Annotated in this window: 25 protein-coding genes and 3 tRNA genes; 11 read left to right on the plus strand and 17 right to left on the minus strand. The window is 37.6% G+C overall.

The window, feature by feature from the left end; all coding sequences use genetic code 11:
* Positions 1 to 43: 43 nt before the first annotated feature.
* Positions 44 to 1,198, minus strand: coding sequence for a glycerophosphodiester phosphodiesterase (locus P0077_RS03090; protein WP_276167703.1), 1,155 nt, complete (start codon positions 1,196 to 1,198; stop codon positions 44 to 46).
* 137 nt (positions 1,199 to 1,335) lie between these two features.
* The gene (locus P0077_RS03095; protein ID WP_276167704.1) at positions 1,336 to 2,274 is read right to left on the minus strand and encodes a calcium/sodium antiporter; all 939 of its coding nucleotides are present in this window, start codon (positions 2,272 to 2,274) and stop codon (positions 1,336 to 1,338) included.
* Between the two features lie 571 nt (positions 2,275 to 2,845).
* On the opposite strand from P0077_RS03095, the gene P0077_RS03100 reads away from it, so the two are divergent.
* On the plus strand, positions 2,846 to 2,998 hold the full coding sequence (locus P0077_RS03100; protein WP_276167705.1) for an SsrA-binding protein: 153 nt from the start codon (positions 2,846 to 2,848) through the stop codon (positions 2,996 to 2,998).
* Here the strand turns inward: P0077_RS03100 and P0077_RS03105 are convergent.
* Positions 2,995 to 3,507 (minus strand): adenine phosphoribosyltransferase, encoded by a 513-nt coding sequence (locus P0077_RS03105; protein WP_276167706.1) that lies wholly within the window; start codon positions 3,505 to 3,507, stop codon positions 2,995 to 2,997. The two genes, P0077_RS03100 and P0077_RS03105, sit on opposite strands and share 4 nt — an antisense overlap.
* A 130-nt stretch (positions 3,508 to 3,637) precedes the next feature.
* Between P0077_RS03105 and P0077_RS03110 the strand changes: the two genes are divergently transcribed.
* The 3 genes from P0077_RS03110 (at position 3,638) to P0077_RS03120 (ending at position 4,829) form a co-directional block, all read left to right on the plus strand.
* Positions 3,638 to 3,711, plus strand: a tRNA-Arg gene (locus P0077_RS03110).
* A 144-nt stretch (positions 3,712 to 3,855) separates the two neighbouring features.
* Positions 3,856 to 4,413 carry a YeeE/YedE family protein gene (locus P0077_RS03115; protein ID WP_276167707.1) on the plus strand — a complete coding sequence of 186 codons (558 nt, stop codon included), beginning with the start codon at positions 3,856 to 3,858 and terminating at the stop codon, positions 4,411 to 4,413.
* A 2-nt stretch (positions 4,414 to 4,415) separates the two neighbouring features.
* Positions 4,416 to 4,829 (plus strand): DUF6691 family protein, encoded by a 414-nt coding sequence (locus tag P0077_RS03120; protein ID WP_276167708.1) that lies wholly within the window; start codon positions 4,416 to 4,418, stop codon positions 4,827 to 4,829.
* A gap of 17 nt (positions 4,830 to 4,846) precedes the next feature.
* On the opposite strand, the gene P0077_RS03125 is transcribed toward P0077_RS03120, so the two are convergent.
* The 5 genes from P0077_RS03125 to P0077_RS03145 all read right to left on the minus strand — a co-directional run bounded on the left by P0077_RS03125 (position 4,847) and on the right by P0077_RS03145 (position 8,603).
* Positions 4,847 to 5,122, minus strand: coding sequence for an ATP-dependent Clp protease adaptor ClpS (locus P0077_RS03125; protein ID WP_215939893.1), 276 nt, complete (start codon positions 5,120 to 5,122; stop codon positions 4,847 to 4,849).
* Between the two features lie 28 nt (positions 5,123 to 5,150).
* On the minus strand, positions 5,151 to 5,987 hold the full coding sequence (gene prmA / locus P0077_RS03130; RefSeq protein ID WP_276167709.1) for a 50S ribosomal protein L11 methyltransferase: 837 nt from the start codon (positions 5,985 to 5,987) through the stop codon (positions 5,151 to 5,153).
* A gap of 161 nt (positions 5,988 to 6,148) precedes the next feature.
* Positions 6,149 to 6,898 (minus strand): triose-phosphate isomerase, encoded by a 750-nt coding sequence (gene tpiA / locus P0077_RS03135; protein ID WP_276167710.1) that lies wholly within the window; start codon positions 6,896 to 6,898, stop codon positions 6,149 to 6,151.
* 57 nt (positions 6,899 to 6,955) lie between these two features.
* A complete protein-coding gene (locus tag P0077_RS03140; protein WP_276167711.1) occupies positions 6,956 to 8,053 on the minus strand; it encodes a BT_3928 family protein in 1,098 nt (365 codons plus the stop codon).
* A 1-nt stretch (position 8,054) separates the two neighbouring features.
* Positions 8,055 to 8,603, minus strand: coding sequence for a DUF1599 domain-containing protein (locus tag P0077_RS03145; RefSeq protein ID WP_276167712.1), 549 nt, complete (start codon positions 8,601 to 8,603; stop codon positions 8,055 to 8,057).
* Between the two features lie 106 nt (positions 8,604 to 8,709).
* Between P0077_RS03145 and folP the strand changes: the two genes are divergently transcribed.
* Together folP and cdaA are read left to right on the plus strand one after the other, a co-directional pair.
* Positions 8,710 to 9,537: a dihydropteroate synthase gene (gene folP / locus P0077_RS03150; RefSeq protein ID WP_276167713.1), complete on the plus strand. Its 828-nt coding sequence runs from the start codon at positions 8,710 to 8,712 to the stop codon at positions 9,535 to 9,537.
* A gap of 41 nt (positions 9,538 to 9,578) precedes the next feature.
* Entirely contained in the window at positions 9,579 to 10,367 is a 789-nt protein-coding gene (gene cdaA / locus P0077_RS03155; protein WP_276167714.1) for a diadenylate cyclase CdaA, read from the plus strand.
* Here the strand turns inward: cdaA and P0077_RS03160 are convergent.
* Positions 10,364 to 12,130 (minus strand): ABC transporter ATP-binding protein, encoded by a 1,767-nt coding sequence (locus tag P0077_RS03160; protein ID WP_276167715.1) that lies wholly within the window; start codon positions 12,128 to 12,130, stop codon positions 10,364 to 10,366. The genes cdaA and P0077_RS03160 overlap by 4 nt on opposite strands.
* Entirely contained in the window at positions 12,123 to 12,875 is a 753-nt protein-coding gene (gene truA / locus P0077_RS03165) for a tRNA pseudouridine(38-40) synthase TruA (RefSeq protein ID WP_276167716.1), read from the minus strand. Before truA ends, P0077_RS03160 begins: the two co-directional genes overlap by 8 nt.
* A gap of 113 nt (positions 12,876 to 12,988) precedes the next feature.
* Between truA and P0077_RS03170 the strand changes: the two genes are divergently transcribed.
* Positions 12,989 to 13,483, plus strand: coding sequence for a metallophosphoesterase family protein (locus P0077_RS03170; RefSeq protein ID WP_276167717.1), 495 nt, complete (start codon positions 12,989 to 12,991; stop codon positions 13,481 to 13,483).
* Between the two features lie 44 nt (positions 13,484 to 13,527).
* On the opposite strand, the gene P0077_RS03175 is transcribed toward P0077_RS03170, so the two are convergent.
* The 3 genes from P0077_RS03175 to P0077_RS03185 all read right to left on the minus strand — a co-directional run bounded on the left by P0077_RS03175 (position 13,528) and on the right by P0077_RS03185 (position 15,687).
* Entirely contained in the window at positions 13,528 to 14,388 is an 861-nt protein-coding gene (locus P0077_RS03175) for a hypothetical protein (RefSeq protein ID WP_276167718.1), read from the minus strand.
* Between the two features lie 127 nt (positions 14,389 to 14,515).
* Complete coding sequence (locus tag P0077_RS03180) at positions 14,516 to 15,013, minus strand: hypothetical protein (protein ID WP_276167719.1); 498 nt, start codon at positions 15,011 to 15,013, stop codon at positions 14,516 to 14,518.
* A gap of 263 nt (positions 15,014 to 15,276) precedes the next feature.
* Complete coding sequence (locus tag P0077_RS03185; protein WP_276167720.1) at positions 15,277 to 15,687, minus strand: DUF4293 domain-containing protein; 411 nt, start codon at positions 15,685 to 15,687, stop codon at positions 15,277 to 15,279.
* A gap of 192 nt (positions 15,688 to 15,879) precedes the next feature.
* On the opposite strand from P0077_RS03185, the gene rho reads away from it, so the two are divergent.
* Positions 15,880 to 17,496, plus strand: coding sequence for a transcription termination factor Rho (rho, locus tag P0077_RS03190; protein WP_276167721.1), 1,617 nt, complete (start codon positions 15,880 to 15,882; stop codon positions 17,494 to 17,496).
* A 274-nt stretch (positions 17,497 to 17,770) separates the two neighbouring features.
* Positions 17,771 to 18,523, plus strand: a complete 753-nt coding sequence (locus P0077_RS03195) for a hypothetical protein (protein ID WP_276167722.1) — start codon at positions 17,771 to 17,773, stop codon at positions 18,521 to 18,523.
* Positions 18,524 to 20,173: 1,650 nt separating this feature from the next.
* Here the strand turns inward: P0077_RS03195 and rpsT are convergent.
* The 4 genes from rpsT to proS all read right to left on the minus strand — a co-directional run bounded on the left by rpsT (position 20,174) and on the right by proS (position 22,205).
* Positions 20,174 to 20,425, minus strand: a complete 252-nt coding sequence (rpsT, locus tag P0077_RS03200; protein ID WP_276167723.1) for a 30S ribosomal protein S20 — start codon at positions 20,423 to 20,425, stop codon at positions 20,174 to 20,176.
* Positions 20,426 to 20,475: 50 nt separating this feature from the next.
* Positions 20,476 to 20,547: transfer RNA gene (locus tag P0077_RS03205), tRNA-Glu, on the minus strand.
* 38 nt (positions 20,548 to 20,585) lie between these two features.
* Positions 20,586 to 20,657, minus strand: a tRNA-Glu gene (locus P0077_RS03210).
* 69 nt (positions 20,658 to 20,726) lie between these two features.
* Entirely contained in the window at positions 20,727 to 22,205 is a 1,479-nt protein-coding gene (gene proS / locus P0077_RS03215) for a proline--tRNA ligase (protein WP_276167724.1), read from the minus strand.
* A 96-nt stretch (positions 22,206 to 22,301) separates the two neighbouring features.
* On the opposite strand from proS, the gene P0077_RS03220 reads away from it, so the two are divergent.
* Positions 22,302 to 23,561 (plus strand): hypothetical protein, encoded by a 1,260-nt coding sequence (locus P0077_RS03220; protein ID WP_276167725.1) that lies wholly within the window; start codon positions 22,302 to 22,304, stop codon positions 23,559 to 23,561.
* Between the two features lie 42 nt (positions 23,562 to 23,603).
* Complete coding sequence (locus tag P0077_RS03225) at positions 23,604 to 25,121, plus strand: OmpP1/FadL family transporter (RefSeq protein ID WP_276167726.1); 1,518 nt, start codon at positions 23,604 to 23,606, stop codon at positions 25,119 to 25,121.
* Positions 25,122 to 25,157 lie beyond the last annotated feature (36 nt).

Here is a 25,157-nt window from a genome sequence, read left to right on the forward strand (position 1 = left end):
GTTCGGGCGTTTTTTATATCTAATTTTGAAAGCTTAATGGGGGTTACTTTTTCTTAGCTCCCTCCCAAGTTTGCAAAGCATCTACAGCTTCATCTGTATAATCCGTAAAAACACCGTCGACACCGGCATCAAAGAAAAGGTGATACTCCGCCTCAGGATTACCGTTACTCCATTTCTCATCTTCATTTCTAAATGTATAAGGATGCACCTGCAGCTCATACTTGTGCGCTAAATCTATAAAGTCCGTTTTTGGTAGGACTGAAATAGCTCCTGACTCATCCGTCGTGAAGGAAATAACAAAAGGTTTCCAAGGTCCAATACCCTCTGCATAAGATGAAACAAAACGCATACCGTCTTCCGTAGAGAAATACTCATATGTTCTAGCGTCTCCATTGGCATAAAAATCAAATGGAGCGGCGTAAGAGATAAAATCGCCTTCTGGCACATTAAAATCTAAGGTACCATCAGCATTTACGTTATACGTAGAAATTAACTGTACCAATTTAACATCGGACTTTGAATTGATATACTGCAATGGAGCAACTTCAAAACACTGCACGAACACAGGTGACTCATACGAGTTCATTCCAGCTCTAGACAAAACCGTTAATAATGCATCTTCAATTGCAAAACCCATTTCATTATGAAAAAAAGGATGCTTCATTTCAGGATAAATACCTACATCATTACCCTTTATTGTTTTTCTTGATTTTGCCAAGGCGATGATTTCCTCAATTGTTGGAATTTGGAACATACCATCAAAACTATCGGAACGATCAGAACGGGCTTGTTTCGCTTTTAACTTTTTAATTTGCTCCAAAGTGAAATCGGACACAAACCAATCCGTAATTTCCTTACCATCCAGATTTTTAGTGGTTTTTAAGTCGGCAAACTCAGGCAAGTCCGCAACATTAGTAGTACCCGAAATAAATGGCTCATGACGTGCAACCAAAAAGCTATCCTTTGTCATTACCAAGTCTGGCTCAATGTAATCCGCCCCCATTTCAATAGCCTTTGCATAGGCTTCTAACGTGTGCTCAGGATAAATTGACTGTGCCCCTCTATGAGCAATTATCAATGGTTTTTTCATTTCTTCTTCATGATGACCTCCCCCTATAAAATCATCTAATTTATCACAGGAGGTAAACAAGGTCAACAAATACAAACTTGCCATTGGCAAAAAATTCATTTTTTTCATTTTAGTGGTTTTTTAAGTTGACACTAAAACAACAAAACGCATATTAGCCAGGCGTTAAATAAGGTTACTATATCAATATGCTTGGATGAGGATAACTTAAGGAAATTGTAAACAGCCCCAAAACCAGTGCATTCAACCTAAGTTACCGTCAAATAAACAAAGGCAATATAAACACCAAGTAAAATCATACCATCACGCCAACCTAGGCGCAGGCCTTTGGGAATAAATACAAGAGGAAGTATAAGAAAAGAGATACCCAACATCCAAAAAATGTCGTTGCTTAACAATCCATCATCCATTACTTTAATTGGTGTGATAATAGATGTAATGCCCAAAACGGCCAAGAGGTTAAAAATGTTAGACCCAATTAAATTCCCCAGAGAAATAGCTTTTTCTTTTTTGATGACCGCAATTACGGATGCAGCCAATTCCGGTATACTTGTACCTACCGAAACCACGGTCACAGCAATTATACGCTCACTAACGCCATATAATGTAGCTAAACCTACAGCTCCATTAATCAGCAACTCAGATCCGCCCCAAAGCGCCGTACCACCAAGACCTAAAAACAATACTAATTTATATAATGGCAAAGGCACATCATCTTCGGGTGCTTCATCCACAACGGCCTGCTTTTGAAAACGAAGCAGATAGACCAAAAAAGTAAATAAGGCCACCACCATAATAACACCTTCATACTGTTGCAACTCACCATCAAAGAAAAGAAAAGCAAAGAAAAGCAAAGACGCGGCCATCATAACCGGCCAATCTGTAGTATAAAAAGTTTTACGCACATCTATAGCCCCCAAAAGAACCGTTACCCCCAACACCAAACCAAGGTTTGCAATATTTGACCCAACCACATTACCCAATGCCAAATCCGGGAAACCGTCTAAAGCTGCCTTAATACTAACAATTAATTCTGGAGCAGAGGTAGCAAAAGACACTACCGTCATACCAATAACTATTTTAGGAATGTTTAATCTAAGAGAAAGTGCTACGGCAGATTTTAAAAGCCAATTACCACCTGCAATTAAAAGCGTTAGACCCAAGACAATAAAAAGAAGGTTCTGCATGTACGTATTTCAGAAAATTAAAGGACAAAGATATAGGAACATTTTAACTTAAGACCACCTTTTTAACCGAGTTGACACTACCCTCCGGGATAAGAAAAGTATCCCTCTTAAAAATGGATTTAACAAAAAACTTCTTATTCTTGACCAAACTTATGCTTAAAAAAGAAAAGACTTATAAAAAAGCTTCTTCATTTATTACATATTAATATGTTAATTGACATATTAACTAACAATTAAAAACTTAACTGAAGAAAATATTTTAAAATCATTAATCAAATCCGTTATTACACTTATAAAACAGCATTTAAATTGAATAATTCTCATCTATTTACTAGGAAATGGATGTTTCTTTTAATTATCTTGATTGGATAATCGATTATTGACAACTATCTATTAACCCTAAAAACCCCTAATTATGATTACACTTGCTAAAATTCTGTTACTCCTACTAGTATCACTGATCACGATAATAGCGTAAGTTGAATCATATAGGCCTATATACAAAAAAGACCGTCCTATGACGGTCTTTTATTTTATTTTCAATAAGTTAGTGTTTTTAATAACCTAGTTGATGAAAAAAGCATTTTTTAAGTTTCTTGCTAAAGCAAACCAAATCCTCCTTCCGTCTTTCTCTAAAAAAAGGCTTGATCTTTCTAAAGCCTCTAAATTTCAGATGGCCTTAATAGGTTGGCGTTACTTTGTCACCACACGTGCATTAGACTAGTAATTCAAAAGAGATTTCACCTCAGCATTCCCTAATTTATTCCTTCCATTTAAAAAATCTAGTTCTATTAAAAAATTACATTGAACAATTTCCCCTCCCAAACGCGTGATTAAATCACAAGTGGCCTTTGCCGTACCTCCGGTGGCTAGCACATCATCATGTACTAAGATTTTTTCTCCGGCCGTAATAGCATCACTATGTATCTCCAAAGTATCGGTGCCGTATTCCAAATCATAGGTCTGACTGGTCCTCGCGGCCGGTAATTTATTAGGTTTTCTCACAGGAATGAAACCTGCATTCAGTTTTTGAGCCAAAAGAGGCGCGAAAAAAAACCCACGGCTTTCCATGCCCACTACCTTATCTACCCTAACATCACCTACCATTTCAACAAGTTTATGCAACGTATACTGCATGGCACGGGCATTCGCCAACAAAGGTGTAATATCTTTAAAGACCACTCCTTCCTGTGGAAAATTGTCAATATCTCTAATAAAGGTTTTTAAATCCATTTAATATGTAACTTATATTTTGCCGTAAATGTAAAAAGAAATATATTTGCACCCCGTTAGATAAAAAGGTCGTTGCAAATGACCTCTTTTTATTTTCATTCAGAAAAAATCTAACTAAAGTATTTTTATTGGTCCTGTGGCGCAACTGGATAGCGCATCTGACTACGAATCAGAAGGTTACAAGTTCGAATCTTGTCAGGATCACTTCTAAATCCCTAGAAACATCTGTTTTTAGGGATTTTTTTGTGACCAATTCCACACAGATTACCAGTCTTGGCACATCTATCCAATGTAACATCTATTACATTCACTAGACAGATTACCTTTACATTTGCACAAACTTTTAATATGGATAGCATACTTCAGCCATGGCCATGGTACGTTTCTGGCCCATTGATTACGTCTGTTATGGTTTTTCTAATCTATTTTGGAAAGACTTTTGGCATGTCCTCAAACCTTAGAACATTTTGTAGTATTGGTGGAGCAGGAAAATATGCTGATTTTTTTAGATTTGATTGGAAGGCGCAACGTTGGAACTTAACCGTTGTTCTCGGCGCTATAATTGGCGGCTTTATTGCGGTTACTTTTCTTTCTGACGGATCCGCGATCGACCTGAACCCACAGACTATAACCGATCTAAAAGAACTGGGTTTTGAAAATGCCGGCGAAACTTTATTACCAGGTGAAATTTACGATTGGAGCAACGCACTTTCACTTAAAGGCCTACTCATATTAATAGTTGCTGGTTTTCTTGTAGGATTTGGCACACGTTATGCTGGCGGATGTACTTCTGGACACGCCATTACTGGCCTAAGCAATCTGCAACTACCTTCTTTAATAGCCGTAATCGGCTTTTTTATTGGAGGACTTATTATGACACATCTTTTACTCCCTCTAATTTTTTAAGTATGAAATTTCTAAAATTCTTATTCGTAGGTATATTTTTTGGTATTGTATTAGTGAAGTCTGAAGCGGTTTCCTGGTACCGAATTTATGAAATGTTCAAATTTCAGTCCTTTCACATGTACGGCATAATAGGCTCTGCAGTAGTGCTTGGCGCAATATCCGTATGGGTAATTAAAAAGTTGAAAGTTAAAAGTATTGAAGGCAAAGAGATTGACCTTCCCGCCAAGGATAAAAGTTTTACCCGTTATATATTAGGAGGTACCATTTTTGGATTAGGATGGGCATTAGCAGGTGCTTGCCCAGGGCCTATGTATATACTTTTAGGCGCTGGAGTATTCAGTATGTTGATAGTTATTGCAGCGGCAACCTTAGGCACCTTTGCTTATGGAGTGCTCAGGAGTAAACTACCCCATTAAAATAAACAGAAACCCTATTACACGATTTCTGCACTCAACCCCGCCTCCAATAATTTACCACAACGCGGTTCCAAATCCTTATACTCTCCGGTTTTTACCGTACACTTACCATTATAGTGTACAATAAGTGAGCATTGCTCCGCTTGAACAGGCGTATGATCACAAACATCAACTAAGGTTTCAATAACATGATCAAAAGTATTGACCTCATCATTGAATAAAACAATCTCGTTCTGTTTTACAACTTCTTCTTCTAATAATAGTTCTTCCGATACTTTTTCTTTGAAACTCATACTCATCAATTTAAAATAGTATACCTCTCTAAAATACGTATTTTACCGCAACCCAATTATTTTTTTCCAGATTTTTTTTAAACTTTAATCCTGACTTTACACAGGTTTCACTTATTAACGGAATATCTTCCGTATAGAATCCGCTTAAGAAAAGTGTTCCGTTTTCCTTTAGGTTTTCAGCGTAAACGGGAATGTCCGCCAATAGAATGTTCCTATTGATATTAGCTATTATGGTATCATACTTTCGCTCTCCCAGCAACGAAGAATCGCCTTCAAAGACTGAAATGTGGCTACAGTTATTTCGTTCTACATTTTCCTTTGCATTTAGATAACACCAATTATCAATATCTATAGCATCAATGTGTTTGGCATTTTTCATTGCGGCCAAAATGGCCAAAACTCCAGTACCACTACCCATATCCAAAACATCTTTTCCGTCAAAATCATTTTCAAGAATAAACTCCAGCATCATATGCGTGGTCTCATGGTGCCCCGTACCAAAGCTCATTTTTGGCTCAATAACAATATCATATTGAACTTCTGGCTTTTCGTGAAATGGCGCACGAACTACACACTGATCCGCAACTTGAATAGCTTCAAAATTCTCTTCCCAAGTGGCATTCCAGTTTTCTTGTTCTATTTCTTTTACCGAAAATTCAACCTGAAACAATTCATTATCAAGAATTTCTACGGACTCTAGAATATCCTCGTTCCAATCACCCTTTTGGATATAGGCCAAGACCCCTTCCTCATTCTCCACAAAACTCTCAAAACCAACCTCACCCAGTTCCGCAATTAAAATATCCGATCCAGGTTGCAATGGTGTTATGGTAAAATTATATTCAATGTATATGATGTTTGACATTTTTCTTTTTTGAACGGGTTCTTGGTCGTTTTTATCTTCAAGTACTTACGAAAACCTTAAAAGACTTTCTTCACTGTGCTATTTGCAATTTCACTCTTAAAATGAAAACCCTTTCCGCAACGGTTGGGAAAGGGTTTTTTAAAAAATACTATTCCAATTTATTAGATAGCTTTTATAATAGCTACAAAATCATCTGCAACCAATGAAGCTCCTCCAATAAGGCCACCATCTACATCTGGCTTACCAAAAATTTCTTCAGCATTAGCAGGCTTTACACTACCTCCGTAAAGGATGGAAACATTGTTTGCTATTGAAGCATCATATGCTTCTGTAATTGTTTTACGGATGAAAGCGTGCATTTCCTGAGCTTGTTCCGGCGAAGCTGTTTCACCCGTTCCAATGGCCCATACAGGCTCATACGCCAAAATTATCTTACTCCAATCAGAAGCTTCCAAAGAGAAAAGTGCATTCTTCAACTGACTTTCAACTACTTTAAAATGATTGTCGGATTTTCTATCTTCAAGCTCTTCACCAAAGCAAAACATAACCCGAATGTTCTTTGATAAGGCAGTAGCTACTTTTTTTGCTAAAATCTCATCAGTTTCACCAAAGTAAGCCCTTCTTTCCGAGTGACCAATTATTGCTGTATCTATACCGATATTCAACAACATATCTGCAGAAATCTCACCTGTATAAGCACCATTTTCAGCAAAGTGCATATTCTGGGCAATAACCTCAACTACCGAAGAATCTAAAGCTTTTACCGCAGATGCCAAGTTTACGTATGTTGGCGCAACCATAACTTCCGCTTGTGTATCTGGCAATTTAGCTGCCAATTCTGTCAACAAAGCTTCAGTTTCAGCTAAGTTTTTATTCATTTTCCAGTTTCCTGCAACAATTTTACTTCTCATTTTCAATGTATTTTGCGTTATGTATGGGGTATGACCTAAAGTTATCGACTTCAAAAATCAATCGAAAATCAACTCATCTAAATCATTATAATGTACTTTTTGTTTTATAGTTCCTTTTTCCAAAACCAGGGCTCCAGGATTGGATCGGACAATTGTTTTTAAAGCGGTCTCGTCCGTAAAATAAAATTCAAAATTAAGCTTATATTCTTTCATCAAAGCGTCTTTTAGCTCGTCATTAGAAGCGGACATACCGATTACCTTATAGCCTTTTTTCACCGCTCTATCCGTCACTTTTTTAACCTCGGAATACTTGTCCCTATTTGTCTTATGAAGGTCATACGCTATTATCATTACCAATTTGGGCTCCTGCAATAAAGAATCCGCAAAATTAACGCCCTCCTGCTCTATGGTAAAATCATGAATAGGTGGCTCATAGCCTTTTTGAACTTCGGTAGTTTCTACATCAACAAACTCGCCGTCTACTTGGGGGTAATCTCCTTGGGTAACGATTATTTTATCCTCTCCATTAACGTTAAACCGCCAGGCATAATCATAAATTGGCTTGGGTGCATCATCTGGCACCGTCATACCTTCACTAATATTATCTCCAATTTTATACGGCCTAAAGTCTATAACAGGCAGGTGGTTCAGCACATATACACAGTACCCGACACAAAGCACTAATGATGCAAGTGTTACAATTCTCTTTGCATTAGCTCCAAAAATGGGCGTTATATATTTTCTGCCTTTGAAAAGGAGAATAATGAGCGCAAGAAGGATAATATCTTTTGAAAACGATTCCCAAGGTGTAAGTTTAATAGCGTCTCCAAAACAACCACAATCCGTCACCTTATTGAAGTACGCCGAATAAAATGTTAAAAAAGTGAACCCAATTATCATTAACAACAAGCTCCACACAGTAAACTTCACTCTAAAACCTACTAAGAGCATCACTCCTAAAAGCACTTCAAAAATCACTACAAAAATAGAAATTGCTAAAGCGTGAGGCTCAAAAAATGGAAGGTCAAGCACACCAGAACTAAAATATTCTTCTAACTTAAACGAAAAACCTACGGGGTCATTCAGTTTTACAAAACCACTAATGATAAAAAGTATACCTACAAACACTCGGCTAATGCCTACAAGATATTTCATATTATGATTTAGGGGTTACACCAAGATGGATCATCGCAAAAATTGCATAGTTGACCATATCTTGATAATTAGCATCAATACCTTCGCTTACTAGAGTCTTTCCTTTATTGTCCTCAATTTGTTTAACCCGTAAAAGTTTTTGCAAAATTAGGTCTGTTAAAGAACTGACTCGCATATCTCGCCAGGCCTCACCATAATCATGGTTTTTATTTTCCATAAGTGTTTTGGTGGTAGTAGCATGTTTATCAAAAAGAGATACGGCCTCTTCTACGGAAAGATCTGGCTGATCGGCAATACCCTTCTCCAATTGAACAAGTGCCATTATAGAATAGTTAATAATCCCTATAAACTCGGAACGTTCGCCTTCGTCTACTCTGCGCACTTCATTTTCTTGCAAACTTCGGATGCGCTGCGCCTTAATAAAAATCTGATCCGTTAATGAGGGAAGTCTTAAGATCCGCCAAGCACTACCGTAGTCTTTCATTTTCTTTTCAAAGAGGTCTCTACAAATTTTGATTACCTCATCATATTCTTCGGATGTCTTATGCATGGCTATCCCTTCTAATTTGCGTAAATTTCACTCAAAATTTTGAATTATTCAAAGTTCGTGTTTTAAACTTGGTTAATCAAGGGATACGGCTTCAACTTTATCACATATGACCCTAAATTGTAAAGGCAAGCTCATTGACCTATCTACTCCAAAAGTAATGGGCATTTTAAACCATACCCCCGATTCGTTTTTCGACGGTGGAAAATACCAAAATGAGACTGCAATTCTAACGCAAGTCGAAAAAATGCTGAATGATGGAGCCACCTTTATTGATGTTGGCGGCTACAGTTCTAGACCCGGTGCCGACCATGTTACAGAAGATGAGGAATTAAATCGTATGGCACCTCTTACAACCTTATTAATCAGTCATTTTCCTGAAATTATTCTATCCATAGATACGTTTAGAAGTAAAGTAGCTTCCACTTGTCTCGATGCAGGCGCCGCTATTATTAATGATATATCTGCAGGAAAACTTGACGAAAACATGCTTTCTACGGTAGCCAAACATCACGCACCATACATTATGATGCACATGAAAGGGTCTCCTCAAAACATGCAGCAACAAACAGACTACAACAACCTTTTGGTAGATATCATACAGTATTTTTCAGAGCGAATTGCAGCTGCCAAAGCATTGGGGATTAATGATATTATGGTAGACCCAGGCTTTGGTTTTGCTAAAACCACGGATCAGAATTATGAAATTCTACAAAAACTTGAGCTTTTTAAGAACTTAGACCACCCTATTTTAATTGGTGTAAGCAGAAAATCCATGATTTACAAAGTACTTAAAACCGATGCAGAGAGGGCCTTAAACGGCACAACGGCACTTCATATGGCAGCATTAATGAAAGGCGCCAATATTTTAAGGGTTCATGACGTTAAAGAAGCGTATGAATGTGTTAAACTTGCAGAAGAATTAATGCCTTGTTAAAAGTGTATGGTTTTCATTAATTTTACAAAAACACCTCCGAATTGGATTTTCTGAATTTTCTTGAATTTAAGATTACCGACATACTAGATATTATTCTGGTAGCCATACTGCTGTACTACATTTACAAATTAGTACGCGGCTCTGTAGCTATTAATATTTTTATCGGTATCGTTATTGTTTGGGGTTTTTGGAAACTTACAGAACTATTGGGCATGGAAATGATCAGTAGCCTGGTGGGTGCCTTTATGCAAGTAGGCCTTATTGCCTTGATTATTGTTTTTCAACAAGAAATTAGAAAATTTCTTTTAATGATTGGATCTACCAACTTTGCCAATAAAAGAAACTTCATAAAACATTTTAAGTTTTTAAAGCAGGATGGTGTCTCCGTAAGCATGGATGTGGATGCCATTATTTCCGCTTGCAAAAAAATGAGTTCTACTAAAACAGGTGCCTTAATTGTTTTAGAACGAAATAACTCTTTGGACTACATAAAATCTTCTGGGGACAAAATGCATATTGAAGTAAACAAGCCTATTTTAGAAAGCATCTTTTATAAGAACAGCCCGTTGCACGATGGTGCCGCAGTCATAGAAAACAACTACGTGGTTGCTACTAGGGTAATTTTACCTGTTTCTAACGAACGCAACATACCTTTGCGCTATGGTCTTCGCCACAGGGCGGCTGTTGGTATTTCTGAAAAAACAGACGCACTGGCATTGGTAGTCAGCGAAGAAACCGGACATATCTCGTACATTAAAAATGGACGGTTCGTAGATTTTGGCAGTATGGATGAATTAAGTTCTATTATCAAAGACGACCTAATAGATTAAGCAACTTCCTCAGAAAGAAACTGAGCTTCATAAAGACTGCTATAATATCCACCTTTTTTCAACAGTTGTCTATGTGTTCCCGTTTCAACTATTTTTCCGGCATCCATCACAATAATCTTATCCGCTTTCTTTATGGTAGCCAAACGGTGTGCAATGATGATTGAAGTTCTACCTTCAGTAATTTTTTCAGTTGCCCTTTGTATCAACTGCTCAGAATAGGTATCCACAGATGATGTTGCCTCATCTAAAACTAAAATACTTGGGTTACTTACGTAGGCGCGCAAGAACGCAATTAGTTGGCGTTGCCCACTAGACAGCATTGTACCCCTTTCTTTTACATTATAAAGATAACTGCCCGGCAGACTGGTAATAAACTCATCTACCCCGATCTCTTTGGCAGCCGCTTCAATTTGTTCAAGACTAATGGCATCGTTCTTTAAAGAAATATTATTCTCAATTGTATCGGCAAAAAGAAAAACATCTTGTAATACAACAGCAATCTGGGACCGCAACGACGTTAAACTAAAATCCTTAATATCTACATCATCAACCAAAATAGAACCTGAATTAATCTCGTAAAACCTATTCAATAAATTAATAATAGTAGACTTTCCGGCACCAGTCGCTCCAACAATGGCAACAGTCTCGCCTGCTTTCACCTCAAAAGAAACACCATGAAGCACTTCTTCATCTTCCAAGTACCCGAAACGTACATCTTTAAAAGCAATATCTCCCTTAACATCGTCTTTAACGACTGTTCCTAAATCTTGAATATTGCTCTGCGTATCCAAAATTTTAAAAACCCTGTTTGCTGCTACCATCCCCATTTGTAGCGTATTGAACTTATCTGCGATTTGCCGTAAAGGACGAAAAAGCATATCGATCAACAGTATAAAAGCGAACAACGTACCCAGCTCTTCTTTAGAAAGATTGGAAACATTCTGAAGCCCTCCATACCACACAATTAGCCCCACCGCAATAGACGAAGAAATTTCTGCAATCGGAAAGAAAATGGAGTTGTACCACACCGTTTTTAACCATGCATTCTGGTGCTTCTCATTAATAACTCTAAATTTCTCACTTTCAATTTTCTCACGAGTAAACAATTGTACGATTTTCATACCCGTAATCCGCTCCTGTACAAATGAATTAAGATTGGAAACCTGTGCTCTTACCTCCGCAAAAGCAACTTTCATAGCCTTTTGAAATAGGCGAGTTGCATAAAGTATTAATGGTAGAATGGCAAAAACGATAAGTGCCAAACGCCAGTTCATTACTAACATTACCACAGCAGCAATCAGCATTTTTAGCAAATCTGCGACGATAACAAAAAAACCTTGGCTGAAAATCTCACCTATTCGTTGCATATCCGCAACTGCACGAGTAACCAAAACACCTAATGAAGAGTTATCAAAATACTTCATCCTAAAGCCTAGCATATGCTGAAATAGCTTGATGCGAATATCCTTAATAACCGATTCACCCAACCAGTTGGCGTAATAATTGAACAAAAGTTGACAAATAACCTGCCCTAAGAGAACACCGGCCATTGCCAAGGTTAGCATTAATAACTTCTCCTCATCCCCTAATTTAATGGCGTCATCAATAATCTTCTGGACGATTATTGGAGTCATCACAGCAAAGCCCGATAAAAGGATTGCCGCAAAGGCAACCCCATAAAAGGTGGTTCGATACGGACGCGTATGCGCCAAAAGACGCTTAAACAAACGCATATCAAATGCTTTTCCAGACTCTTTATCCATGCTTTTCAATACTCTTTTTGGGGTATAAAACAGAGGTCAAATATAGCCCTTTTGCCGGTACCGATGGCCCTGCATTACTTCTGTTCTTGCTATTTATGATTGATTTAACATCGTCCACTTTTATTTTGCCTGTGCCTACATCTAGCAAAGTACCTACCACGGCACGCACCATATTTCTTAGGAACCGGTCTGCAGTTATGGTAAAGACAAGTTTATCTTCTTTTAACTCCCAAACCGCCTTTTTCACATCGCATAAATACGTCTTTACATCTGTATGCGTTTTTGAAAAACATTCAAAATCATTATACTGAAGAAGTAAACGTGCAGCTTCGTTCATTGCCTCAACATTCAATGTGTGTTTTATGTAATGTGCAAAATCACCTAAAAACGGGTTCTTATATTGCAACACCCAATATTCATAAGTACGTTCTTCCGCATCAAACCGTGCATGGGCATCAGAGTTTACCAGAAAAACATCATGCACCGCAATGGCTTCTGGCAATAGGGAATTCAATCTATATACTAACTGCTCTAAATCTTGAATTTCATCAACGTTAAAATGGGCGAACATTTGCTTGGCATGAACACCTGCATCCGTCCTTCCCGCTCCCGTTAATGCTACCGGCATACGCAACAAAGTGGAAAAAGCTTTTTCTAGAACTTCCTGCACAGTAATGGCGTTAGGTTGGTTCTGCCAACCATGATAGTCTTTACCTAAGTATGAAAATTCAACGAAATATCTCAACTGAAACCTTTAATTTTGTGAAGCTCAAAGATACTTCTCTTTAAGTAGACAGAACAAGGCCTTAAAAATTATTGATAAGGTTAAATCTCACAACATAATTTCTTCCCAATTAGATGACCAAAATCCTATTACTTTCCGATACCCATTCACACATAGACGACACTATTTTAAAGTATGCCCGTCAAGCGGATGAAATATGGCATGCGGGTGATATTGGCTCTTTGGAAATAACCGATACACTTCAAAAAATAAAACCTTTAAGAGCTGTGTATGGAAATATTGATGACCATGTGATTCAAAAAGAATTCCCCCTAAACGACCGTTTTTTCTGTGAAGGTGTTGAAGTTTTTATGACCCACATTGGTGGCTACCCCCCTAAATACAATGTTAGAACCCGAGATATTATCAGAGCGAATCCGCCTAAATTATTTATATCCGGACATTCCCATATCCTTAAAGTTATGATGGATAAAAAATTGGGCGTGCTACATATGAACCCTGGCGCTTGTGGCAAACACGGTTTTCATCAGGTAAGGACCATGCTTCGTTTTGTTATAGACGGAAAGGAAATAAAAGATTTAGAAGTTGTAGAACTTGGAAAAAGATAAAAATATAGGGCAGCAATTCTATTGGCCGCCCTCATTTTTCTCTATCAATATTCTAACGAAACTCCCAAAGAGAAGGTACCTCCGTCGTATATATTTTTGCGCTCCACTAAAAAACCTGAATAATCAGAATAATTGGCTACCAAATTTAAATGGTCCGTTAGCTTATACATAGATGTAATTCCAAAATTGGTAAAAGTCGTGCCTTCGCCATACAGGAAAGAACCACTTTGATTGTTGGTTTCTGAAGATAATTTTTCCTGAATTTTCAATTTACCTATTAAATATAGCTTATCAAAGAACAAGTGCCCCACCTCTGCACCTACCTGAAGTTGGTTGCTAAAAGATTCCGTTCTAAAATTCACACTGGTAAATGCAGAGGCATATGTCTTTCCGTTTGCAAAACCATGGGAAGCCGTTAAGGTGGTCCACACATTAAACTCACCATCTGACAACGGGAGATTAATTTCATTGAATTGACCAAAGTCATCCGGGGTAGTAGACTGAGCAAAATTTTCTCCATTATTACTTGGAATATCCAGAGCCACTTGCAAGGACAGTGGAAAGTTCTTTAGCAGCTTATATTTTACGGCCAATTGAATATTTCCTACTCCAGCAACCGTTTCGGTAGTACTAAAACTATTCAACCGCACAATAGGAACGTCCACTAAAGCCGTAAATCGGTCTGTGATACCATATTCTCCGTATAACAACAATCCGCCACTATTAAAGGTACTACCTTGGTCTGCCAATCTACCTTCCGTAGTGTAGTAATCATTAGAGGAAAAATATGATGCCGTGGCTTGCACATAAAATCCTTTTGCTTCTCGTGTCCATCCACTTTGTGCTTGTGAAAAATATGCACAAAAACCGCATATTACGAGTATGATATATTTATTTGTTTTCATAATTCTGTTACTTTATTGATAGGTGTCATCCAGTAGCAAACCGAAGGCCTAAAAAGAAAAAAAGCCTTTGGGAGACATAGAAAAACAGAATTATGCGTCTCTATTCCCAAAGGCCATAAAATTTTATTTACTGTAACTCTGCATTTCCGAAAGGAATATTGGCAGTAGCACACCATAAGATGATATGCGAGTATTTGGCTTCTGGCGTTGCATCTAGTTTAATGTACATCTCACCATTGCCCTGCACATTACCAATCAGCATTAAATCAGGGTTTCCATTTGCCGGATCAGCAGTAAAAGTTTCTGAAGTAGACAAAAATATACCAACTGTACCCGTACCTAGTTCCGTCATAAAATCATCTGCAAAATGAACAAAATCCGTATCGTTCGTATCTTTTCCTAATTCCACAAGCCCTTCTGTAGGCGTACCACTTTCAGCAGTTAAATTTCCGCTACTAGCTACGGTAAAATCACCAACCGGCATGGATGAATCTACTTCAACGGTTTCAGTTTCAGTAACCGTTTCGGTAACGGTTACAGTTTCCACATCGTCATCTGAACAACTTACTACTAACGCTGTCATGGCAAAAGCTACTAGTGCAAAAGAAAATTTTCTGTTTTTCATAATCGTAAAATTTAATTGTTTATCATTATGAAACAGATGTAATACTGACTATCAATACCCCCTCTGTTTCTTGAGACAAACATAGAGCGGCGGTATCACGAAGAATTCAAGAAAGTATGAAAAGTCTATCACAACAATTAAGCATCTTGGGATACTTTTGTGATATTCCCAAAGAAAGTGGCAGATTTTCCTAGAAAAAAAGCATAAAAAAAACCCGGTAACTACTCCGGGTTTTACGCACTAATACTACTAAGATGTTAGGCTTATCGCAAACGATCAACAGATTTCACAAGATCCTCATCCTTCTTAATGGCCCTATTTGCAAGAACCAAGAAAACGATAGAAATAATAGGAATGAGCATCCCAATACCCTTCTCCGAGACCAAAATCTCTCCGGATAAGTTTAGCGAACGGTAAACGAAAAATCCTAGTAAAAAAAGATTCAATATCATATTCAATCTGTTTACCACAAATTGATTTTTTCTATTTTTAAATAATACTATAGCTACAAGTGCAAGCAATGCCGAAACATAAAATGCACCTGATATAAAAACGTCATTTTTTGCAAAAATTTCATTTCCTTCCGCATCTGACCACAGGTTTACCCAAAAAGGCAGTATTCCGGTAATAAGGATAACTATCAATAAATAAACAGTCTGTATTCTTTGAATCATTCTATAAATGCCGTTTTGCTCCACAAAAATACACGTCTTTTTGAAAAAAAACAGTGTCACAAGCAAAATAATTCGTAATATTGTGAGATTATTAGTTATTACACTTACCTTTTGGGAAATCTTTCCCTAGTAATACTCGGATAACAATTCACTTCTTACCAATACTAGAACGTATAATTTATATCATACTTAATGTTTGAAATTTCAGATTTAAAAGCAAAAAAACTGCCTGAATTGCAGGAAATTGCCAAAGGCCTTAATGTGCCAAAGTTCAAAACCCTAAAAAAACTGGACCTTGTTTATCAAATCTTAGATGTACAGGCAGCCAATCCGAAAGTTGTAGCAGAAGTTACTGCACCAAAAACAGAGGAAAAACCAAAGCCCAAGCCAAAACCAAAACCTAGGGCTCGAAAGCCAAGAACGGCACCCGCGGCCGAGGCTAAAAAAGCAGAAGTTAAAACTGCTTCTCCAGAAAAAACAGAAAAAACAGAGCAGGCTGCACCAGCTCCGTCTGAAACAAAAAAACCACGTCCTAGACCGGTAAAGAGAGAGCCTAAAAGCAACCAACAGCACAAAAACCAAAATTCCTCCAACGGTAACACTAAAAATCAACGTCACCAAAAATCCTCTAATTACGATAAGAGTAACTTTGATAAAGACTTAAAAAACCGTTACAAAGAACCAGAATTTGAGTTTGACAGTATTATTGAAAGTGAAGGGGTTCTTGACATCATGCAGGATGGTTACGGATTCTTACGCTCTTCTGACTATAACTACCTTTCTTCCCCTGATGATATTTATGTATCTCAGTCGCAGATTAGATTGTTTGGCTTAAAAACCGGAGATACCGTATTAGGAAATGTAAGACCTCCTAAAGAAGGTGAAAAATATTTTCCTTTAATCAAGGTGAACAAAATAAACGGAATTGACCCTCAAGTGGTGAGAGACCGTGTTTCTTTTGAACATTTAACTCCACTTTTCCCTCAGGAAAGATTTAAATTAGCAGAGAGACAAAGCAATATATCCACTAGAATTATAGACTTGTTCTCCCCTATCGGTAAAGGACAAAGAGGTATGATCGTTTCGCAACCTAAAACAGGTAAGACCATGCTGTTGAAGGATATCGCAAATGGTATTGCGGCCAATCACCCTGAAGTGTATCAAATTATACTTTTAATAGATGAACGTCCTGAAGAGGTAACGGATATGCAACGTAATGTTCAAGGTGAAGTAATTGCTTCTACTTTTGACAAAGAGCCTTCTGAGCACGTTCGTGTAGCCAATATAGTTTTAGAAAAAGCAAAACGTTTGGTTGAATGTGGCCATGATGTAGTGATCCTATTGGACTCCATTACACGTTTAGCAAGAGCATACAACACCGTACAACCTGCTTCTGGTAAGGTATTGAGCGGTGGTGTAGACGCCAACGCATTGAACAAACCAAAACGGTTCTTTGGAGCGGCCCGTAATATAGAAGGCGGAGGATCGCTTTCTATAATTGCAACGGCCCTTACAGAAACCGGTTCTAAAATGGACGAAGTTATCTTTGAAGAATTTAAAGGAACAGGTAATATGGAACTTCAATTGGATCGCAAAATATCCAACAGAAGAATATTCCCTGCTATTGACCTTACTTCTTCCAGTACTCGTAGAGACGATTTATTATTGGACAAGGAAACCATACAGCGTATGTGGATCATGCGCAAGTACCTTGCGGATATGAACCCAATAGAAGCAATGGAGTTTATTGAGCAACGTTTTAAACAGACCAAGAACAACGAAGAGTTCTTGCTCACCATGAATCAATAATATCGACTTGATAGACTAAAAATATCAAACTTTAAAATCCCGAATTCCTTATTACACGGAATTCGGGATTTTTTATGGTTTAGATTCACCTACTTTTTCTTCAAAAAAATAGCTAATAATACCACTTTTTTAGACTTATAGTTGGCAAAAGATTACGGAATTCTATAGATCACATTCTAATTATCCAATTTTTCGGATATCTTTATAGCGCAAAAATTAATTACTTCCCCCGAATTTTGCATGTATAACAAGTAGAACTTAAAAACTTTATGTCATGAAAAATTCGTTGAAATTAGCGCTTACCTGCGCCACATTTATCCTTTTATTATGTATTTCCAGTTGTGTTGAAAAAAAGAACACACCTTGCCCAGAATGCCCATCTGAAACTGTCGCGGACACAGCCTACAGTAATGGCATTATCATGCCGGATAAAGCCCATAAACTTTACGCTAACTATAAAGATAGACGCGTAGACCTTATTCAAGATTATGAAGATGCTATAGACAATGAAAACAAAGACCCTAAACAGCAATACGATAAAAAAAACCAAAGTACCGAAAGCAGCAATGAAGACACTGCCAATTCAAGAAAATTTAAAGTAGCACGCTATGTCTCTTATGAATATGAAGACCTGAAAAAATACTTGGCCTATATTGAAAAAGAAGCTGAGCTATCAGACGAGAAACTCACTACCTTACGATTTTATTTTGGTAACTACGCCAACGAAAAGAAATTTGAAGACGGCAAACCGGTAAAACACCCAAGACAGAATACCGTTATGATGTCCCCTACCGTGAACCGAGACGGCGCAGACCATATATTTTACATTGATGACGCAAAAGAAGGGAAGGACAGAGTTGTTCTTTTAGACAACAACTTTAACAAAAGAAAAGGAGATGGAGCAAATCAAATGACGCCAAACACAAAAAATGAAGCTTCATTTTTACCTGGATTTTTATCCGCACCAAGCGCACCATTCTTTGCAGCAAAAAGCACAACTAAGAATGAAGGACATTCCAATCCATAAAATAGAAAATTTAGGTTAAAAATCACCCTTTTGGCAGATCTTGATTTTTTTTTAAAGAATGCACTAATCCCAATGTATGCCATTACGTTGGGATTAGCTTTATTTAAGTACCCAAAGTATTTTGAATCAAAACTTAAATATCTACCTATCATCTTCATTTACACTTTACTAAATGAATTTTTAGGGTATTTAATTAATAATTACGAGGAGTTTAGCTTAATCTCGGCAAAGACCTATCAAAATTACAACTGGCTAATATATAACATCTATATGGTGGTTTTCTACCTATATTTTTTTTATGTTTTTAGATTCTATATTGAAGATTCAAAACAAAAACAAAATATACAGTATGGCGCAATTTTCTTTTTGTTCATCTGTTTGATAAATGCTTTTATTGATAGCTTTAGCAAATTACCACAAGTGTATTCTTATATCATGGGAGGAATCATCCTTGTGTACTGTTGTTTTTCGTATTTAAATAAGTTTTACAAAATCAACAAAATTTTCATAGCCAAGGAAAATCTTCTATTCTGGCTAAGTATTGGCTTATCGGTTTTTTACATCGGATACCTTCCTCTTAAAATCATAAGACACATACATCTAATTAACGATACCACACCCTCAATACTAATCAAACGAATTCATTTCACCTTAATCGTGGTAAACTACCTATGCTTTATTATCGGTTTTCTAAGAATGAAAAGAAGATTACCCAAATAAAGTTATGTTTTCATTAGACTTACACAATTCTTTATTGATAGCTTAATTTCAAATACACTTTTCCAATATAATTTATAATTTCGTCACTCCACAGGGTGAAAATCTCTTATAAAGTTCATCAATTCAACTAATAACCTTAGGTCAATATCAAATTACACTATATTGCCATATGCTAGAACAGTTATTAGATAATCTATTTATGCCATTCTATGGAATAACCCTGCTAGTATCTCTGTATAAATACCCTAAATATTTTGACACCAAGTTACAGTACCTACCCATTATCTTCTTATACACTTTTTTAAATGAGCTTCTTGGGTACCTAATTTTCTCAAACTACAACATCAGCTTGTTTAAAAACAGCACTTACACTAAATATAATATAGCTATCTACAACATTTACAATATTATATTCTACTTATATTTCATCTACATCTTTATGTATTACATAAAAGATTCTAAAATCAAAAAAAACATTAAACATGGGATGATGGTTTTTGTAGTAGTAGCTCTTGCAAATCCACTTTTTCAAAGCTTTTCTCGCTCGTCGCAGATAGGCACCTACGTTTTTGGGGGAATTGTTTTATTAGGGTCCATTTACTCGTATCTAAAAGAACTCCCTAAGAAGCAAAAAAACAAATGGAGCAAATGCCTACTTTTTTGGCTCGCTTCTGGCCTACTGATATTCTATATTGGCTATATTCCCATAAAAGTTTTCAGACACTACTTCAACATACCTGCAGCACTAGAGAACTCCATACTGCGACCATTACATATAGCCCTAATTATAGTTTGCTATGTATGTTTTACCATTGGTTTTCTAAGAATGAAACAGAGGCTACCCGAACAAGGCTAGTTTGTTAACCATTAGGCATAAAAAAAAGCCCTGATGTACAGTTACATCAGGGCTTTTTATAGATTTTATAAATCTTACAATGCAGCTACGTGCTTTGCTAATTTACTCTTTAAGTTTGCTGCTTTGTTATTATGAATAATATTTCGTTTAGCCAATCTATCGATCATACTAACAATGCTAGGCAATAAAGCTTCAGCATCCTTCTTATTTTCTTCACTACGCAATTTCTTTATAGCGTTACGTGTAGTTTTGTGCTGATATCTGTTACGAAGACGTACCGCTTCGTTTCTTCTGATTCTTTTTAATGCTGACTTGTGATTTGCCATCTTCTTCTAACTTGTTATAATTTTTTAAAAAATTCCTTTCGAACCTTTTGTAGTCCGTAGGGGAATCGAACCCCTGTTACCAGGATGAAAACCTGGCGTCCTAACCCCTAGACGAACGGACCATTAAATCAATCTTTGGATAAAAATCCAGTTACTCTTGTAGTCCGTAGGGGAATCGAACCCCTGTTACCAGGATGAAAACCTGGCGTCCTAACCCCTAGACGAACGGACCATACTTTGCGCAATTGCGGATGCAAAAATACAATTATTTTTTACTAACGCAATAGTTAGCATAATTTTTTTAATAAGCTTTTGCAAAAAGTACTCTTTTTGATGATGATTTTCCGGTCACCATACACTTACCCTCTTTGTTTTCGGCATCTAGAGGAATACATCTTATGGTTGCCTTGGTATCATTTTTTATTTTTTCTTCGGTTTCATTGGTTCCATCCCAATGAGCAGAAATAAACCCACCTTTTTCATCCAAAACCTTCTTAAACTCCTCATACGTATCTACTTCGGTAATATTTTCCTCTCTAAACGAATGAGCTTTTTGATAAATGTTCGTTTGAATATCCTCTAAAAGAAATTCAATTTTAGCAACTACATCATCCATTGGCACAGTTTCTTTTTCCAAAGTATCCCTACGTGCCACTTCATATGTACCGTTTTCTAAATCACGTTGCCCAATTGCCAAACGAACTGGAACACCTTTCAATTCATATTCATTAAACTTGAAACCAGGCTTGTGCGTATCCCTATTATCAAACTTCACAGATATTCCTTTAGCCCTTAACTCCTTCACCAACGGCTCAACTTTTTCAGAAATAGCATCCAATTGTTCAATGCCTTTATAAATAGGCACGATTACAACTTGGATTGGTGCTAACTTCGGAGGCAAAACCAATCCATTGTCATCACTGTGGGTCATTATCAATGCTCCCATAAGGCGAGTAGAAACTCCCCAAGAAGTAGCCCAAACATGTTCTTGCTTCCCTTCTTTTGTTGCAAATTTTACATCAAAAGCTTTGGCAAAGTTCTGCCCTAAAAAGTGAGATGTACCTGCCTGTAAAGCTTTTCCGTCCTGCATTAAAGCTTCTATGCAATAGGTTTCAACCGCACCGGCAAAGCGTTCACTTTCCGTTTTCACCCCTTGTATAACCGGCATGGCCATGTGCTCTTCGGCAAACTCGGCATAAACACCGTTCATTCTTTCCGTCTCTTCTATTGCTTCTGCTTCAGTAGCGTGTGCGGTATGCCCTTCTTGCCATAAAAATTCCGCAGTTCTAAGGAACAAACGCGTACGCATTTCCCAACGGACCACATTGGCCCATTGATTGATCAACAAAGGCAAATCCCTATACGACTGTATCCACCCTTTGTAGGTATTCCAGATAATAGCTTCACTTGTTGGACGTACTACCAACTCCTCTTCCAACTTAGCATTTGGGTCCACCCTTAATTTACCTGGACTATCAGGATCATTCTGTAGTCTGTAGTGCGTAACTACCGCACATTCTTTTGCAAAGCCTTCTGCATTCTTCTCTTCGGCTTCAAATAAACTTTTAGGCACAAATAATGGAAAATAAGCATTTTCATGGCCTGTCTCTTTGAACATCTTATCTAGAGCCGCTTGCATTTTCTCCCAAATAGCAAAACCGTATGGCTTGATTACCATACAACCTCTTACCGCCGAGTTTTCAGCTAAATTGGCCTTCACTACGAGTTCGTTATACCATTTGGAATAATCCTCGCTGCGCTTTGTCAAATTCTTACCCATTATATTTAGTTTGGCACAAAACTTGTGCTTATGTTAGCAAAATAATTGGGTAAAACTACTTATTTTTACTATGTTCAACAATAAAAAATTGCACCCATGATATATTTACTATCCCGCAGTAAAATACGCTTTATCGCACTTTGCACCCTAACGGGCATTGTTGCAGTATCTTGTGGCTCATACCAGTCCGCATCGTACTATGACAATGATGGAATTTATTCCAGCAACAACCAAGTCAGTGTAGAGCGACAAGAAAGACAACAGCAAACTCAGGCCAATGACGAACCTTATTCCGATTATTTTGGCCAACAAGCGGGTCAATATGACCAAATGCTGGATGGAGAAATTTTTACCGATATAGATTCATACTCAAGTGGAACTGCACAGGATAGTATTTCTGATGGGCAACTTACAGATTATTACAACAACGACAATGACTATGCCGGTTACGCAGGATGGGGCGATAATTCAACCGGTGTAAGTATAAATATTTATGATAACGGCTGGGGCGGTTACGGTGGTTTTGGCTGGAGTTCGCCTTGGTTATATAGTGGATATGGTTGGGGCGGTTACGGATACGGAGGCTACTATAACCCTTGGAGATACCGTTATAGCCCATGGGGATGGGGCGGTTACGGATATGGCTATGGTGGTTTTTACGGTGGATTCCGTGGCTATGGCTGGGGCGGATACGGAACTTGGTGCCCTCCATACGGTTATTACAACGGATACAATAATTACTCTTATAGAAACCAAAGATATGCCTACAACCGAAGCAGAAGAGGGTATTACACAAATACCAATGCTATTGCCGGCGGGAATTCAAGATATGTTTCACGGAGCTCTAACGTAAGCAGAAGCAGCAGGTCTACACCAAGATACTCTGCAAACAATTCAAGATCAAGATCTACTACCAACAGAAGTTCTGCCTCGGGCAGCTCTAGAAGCTATAGCAGTAACCGTTCAGGAACATCTGCATCTAGAAGAACTGTGGGTGTTGACAGAAACAGCGCATACAGAACAAGCAGAAGCACAAGGGCTACACCAAAATACAACAGCTCTTCACGAACCAGCACATCTAGAAGCAGCTCGTCTACCCCAAGAAGTTCTACCTACAGAAGTTCGGGAACAAGAACAAGTAGCAGCGGTACCTACAGAAGCTCAACACCTAGATCAAGTACTTACAGATCATCCGGTACAAGCAGAAGCACTTCTAGCGGAAGTACCTACAGAAGCTCAGGCAGGTCTTCAAGTAGTTCTAGTTCTTATAGAAGCTCTGGTAGTTCAAGTAGGACTTCATCCGGTTCTAGATCATCTGGATCAAGCTCCAGGTCATCATCAAGCCGAAGAAATTAAGTCCAAAATCCAAAAAAGTAACTTACTTTAAAATTGCTAGGAATGAAAAGATATTTAACATTCATAGGGCTATTTGCGTGTGTTATGGCAAGTGCCCAAAATATTAATGATGTTCTACGTTACAGTACGGAAAACCTTCAAGGTTCCGCGCGTTTTCAAGCCATGGGCGGTGCTTTTGGGTCCCTTGGTGGCGATTTGTCCGCTTTGAACATTAACCCTGCAGGAAGCGCAGTCTTTAATAACGGATTGTTTTCTATTTCCGGAACAAATTATCACAGGAACACAGATTCAGATTATAATGGTACACTACGCAACTCTACAGATAATAATTTTGACATCAATCAAGTTGGTGGTGTTTTTATTTTTAAATCTACCGATCCAGATAGCAAATGGAAAAAATTGTCGTTAGCCGTAAATTATGATGTAGTTCAAAATTTTGATGATCGCATTGTAACGTCAGGAAGAAGCAATGAAGGTATCGACAATTACTTTCTCGATTTTGCAGATGGAATTGAGTTGCAACCACTAAAACTGAGAGACAATGAAAGAATTGGAGATGCTTATTTAGACATTGGCGCAACAAATGGTCTTGGTTTTGCTGGCCAACAGGCTTTTTTAGGATTTCAAACGGGAATTATTGAACCTACGGTAGACGAAGATGACAATACTAGTTATTTCTCTAACGTCAACTATCAAGGAGTTGACCAAGATTTTCGTCAAAACATATCAGGTTACAACAGTAAATTTACGGTGAATGCCGCTACACAATATGGAGACAATTTCTATTTTGGGGCATCGTTGAACTTCCACACTATTCAATACGACAGATTGAATAGATATGATGAATCTCTTACCGATACCGATTCACAGGAACTAAGAACCGTGGCTTTTGACAATCTTCTGGTTACAGAAGGTACAGGGTTTTCACTGAGTCTTGGCGCAATTGCCAAGCTTAATGATGTGATTCGTCTAGGCGCCAGTTACCAATCTCCTACCTGGTATAGACTAACAGATAATTTCTCACAAGGAATAGATTCTAACTACCCACTGAAAGAAGATAGTTTTAACTTTTTTGATTTGAATTACGTTAACATCTTTGATTACCAGATTAAAACACCTGGAAAAATAACAGGAAGTGTTTCAGCCGTTTTTGGCAAATCAGGACTTTTAAGTGTTGATTACGGATACCAAGATATGTCTAATGCGGAGTTAAGACCAACAAGCGACTCAGGTTTTGCTGATGAAAATACTTTTATTTCCGAAAGTTTAGGTACTGTTTCATCTATTAGGGTTGGTGGCGAATACCGTATTCAAAGAGTTAGTCTAAGAGCTGGTTACCGATACGAGCAAAGCCCATACGAAAGTGGAAACATTGTTGGAGACCTTAATGGTATTTCAGGTGGTGTTGGGTACAATTTTGGAAGAAGTAGATTAGATTTAGCGGTGAACAGAACAGAGCAAGACGTGCTTCAATATTTCTTTGATACGGGAATAAACACTCCAGCATTGCTCAACAATGTAAACACCAATGTAACCATTGGATACACTTTAAATTTCTAGAAAAATAGAATTATATACAATCTAAAAGTCTGGCCC

Origin of the sequence: Zobellia alginiliquefaciens, assembly GCF_029323795.1 — a bacterium.
Classification (GTDB): Bacteria; Bacteroidota; Bacteroidia; order Flavobacteriales; family Flavobacteriaceae; genus Zobellia; species Zobellia alginiliquefaciens.

Excerpts from the sequence above, each read along its gene's own strand:
- P0077_RS03090 (WP_276167703.1), bottom strand. The coding sequence starts at position 1,198 with ATGAAAAAAATGAATTTTTTGCCAATGGCAAGTTTGTATTTGTTGACC.
- P0077_RS03095 (WP_276167704.1), bottom strand. The coding sequence starts at position 2,274 with ATGCAGAACCTTCTTTTTATTGTCTTGGGTCTAACGCTTTTAATTGCA.
- P0077_RS03100 (WP_276167705.1), top strand. The coding sequence starts at position 2,846 with ATGAAAAAAGCATTTTTTAAGTTTCTTGCTAAAGCAAACCAAATCCTC.
- P0077_RS03105 (WP_276167706.1), bottom strand. The coding sequence starts at position 3,507 with ATGGATTTAAAAACCTTTATTAGAGATATTGACAATTTTCCACAGGAA.
- P0077_RS03115 (WP_276167707.1), top strand. The coding sequence starts at position 3,856 with ATGGATAGCATACTTCAGCCATGGCCATGGTACGTTTCTGGCCCATTG.
- P0077_RS03120 (WP_276167708.1), top strand. The coding sequence starts at position 4,416 with ATGAAATTTCTAAAATTCTTATTCGTAGGTATATTTTTTGGTATTGTA.
- P0077_RS03125 (WP_215939893.1), bottom strand. The coding sequence starts at position 5,122 with ATGAGTTTCAAAGAAAAAGTATCGGAAGAACTATTATTAGAAGAAGAA.
- prmA (WP_276167709.1), bottom strand. The coding sequence starts at position 5,987 with ATGTCAAACATCATATACATTGAATATAATTTTACCATAACACCATTG.
- tpiA (WP_276167710.1), bottom strand. The coding sequence starts at position 6,898 with ATGAGAAGTAAAATTGTTGCAGGAAACTGGAAAATGAATAAAAACTTA.
- P0077_RS03140 (WP_276167711.1), bottom strand. The coding sequence starts at position 8,053 with ATGAAATATCTTGTAGGCATTAGCCGAGTGTTTGTAGGTATACTTTTT.
- P0077_RS03145 (WP_276167712.1), bottom strand. The coding sequence starts at position 8,603 with ATGCATAAGACATCCGAAGAATATGATGAGGTAATCAAAATTTGTAGA.
- folP (WP_276167713.1), top strand. The coding sequence starts at position 8,710 with ATGACCCTAAATTGTAAAGGCAAGCTCATTGACCTATCTACTCCAAAA.
- P0077_RS03160 (WP_276167715.1), bottom strand. The coding sequence starts at position 12,130 with ATGGATAAAGAGTCTGGAAAAGCATTTGATATGCGTTTGTTTAAGCGT.
- P0077_RS03170 (WP_276167717.1), top strand. The coding sequence starts at position 12,989 with ATGACCAAAATCCTATTACTTTCCGATACCCATTCACACATAGACGAC.
- P0077_RS03175 (WP_276167718.1), bottom strand. The coding sequence starts at position 14,388 with ATGAAAACAAATAAATATATCATACTCGTAATATGCGGTTTTTGTGCA.
- P0077_RS03180 (WP_276167719.1), bottom strand. The coding sequence starts at position 15,013 with ATGAAAAACAGAAAATTTTCTTTTGCACTAGTAGCTTTTGCCATGACA.
- P0077_RS03185 (WP_276167720.1), bottom strand. The coding sequence starts at position 15,687 with ATGATTCAAAGAATACAGACTGTTTATTTATTGATAGTTATCCTTATT.
- rho (WP_276167721.1), top strand. The coding sequence starts at position 15,880 with ATGTTTGAAATTTCAGATTTAAAAGCAAAAAAACTGCCTGAATTGCAG.
- P0077_RS03195 (WP_276167722.1), top strand. The coding sequence starts at position 17,771 with ATGAAAAATTCGTTGAAATTAGCGCTTACCTGCGCCACATTTATCCTT.
- rpsT (WP_276167723.1), bottom strand. The coding sequence starts at position 20,425 with ATGGCAAATCACAAGTCAGCATTAAAAAGAATCAGAAGAAACGAAGCG.
- proS (WP_276167724.1), bottom strand. The coding sequence starts at position 22,205 with ATGGGTAAGAATTTGACAAAGCGCAGCGAGGATTATTCCAAATGGTAT.
- P0077_RS03220 (WP_276167725.1), top strand. The coding sequence starts at position 22,302 with ATGATATATTTACTATCCCGCAGTAAAATACGCTTTATCGCACTTTGC.
- P0077_RS03225 (WP_276167726.1), top strand. The coding sequence starts at position 23,604 with ATGAAAAGATATTTAACATTCATAGGGCTATTTGCGTGTGTTATGGCA.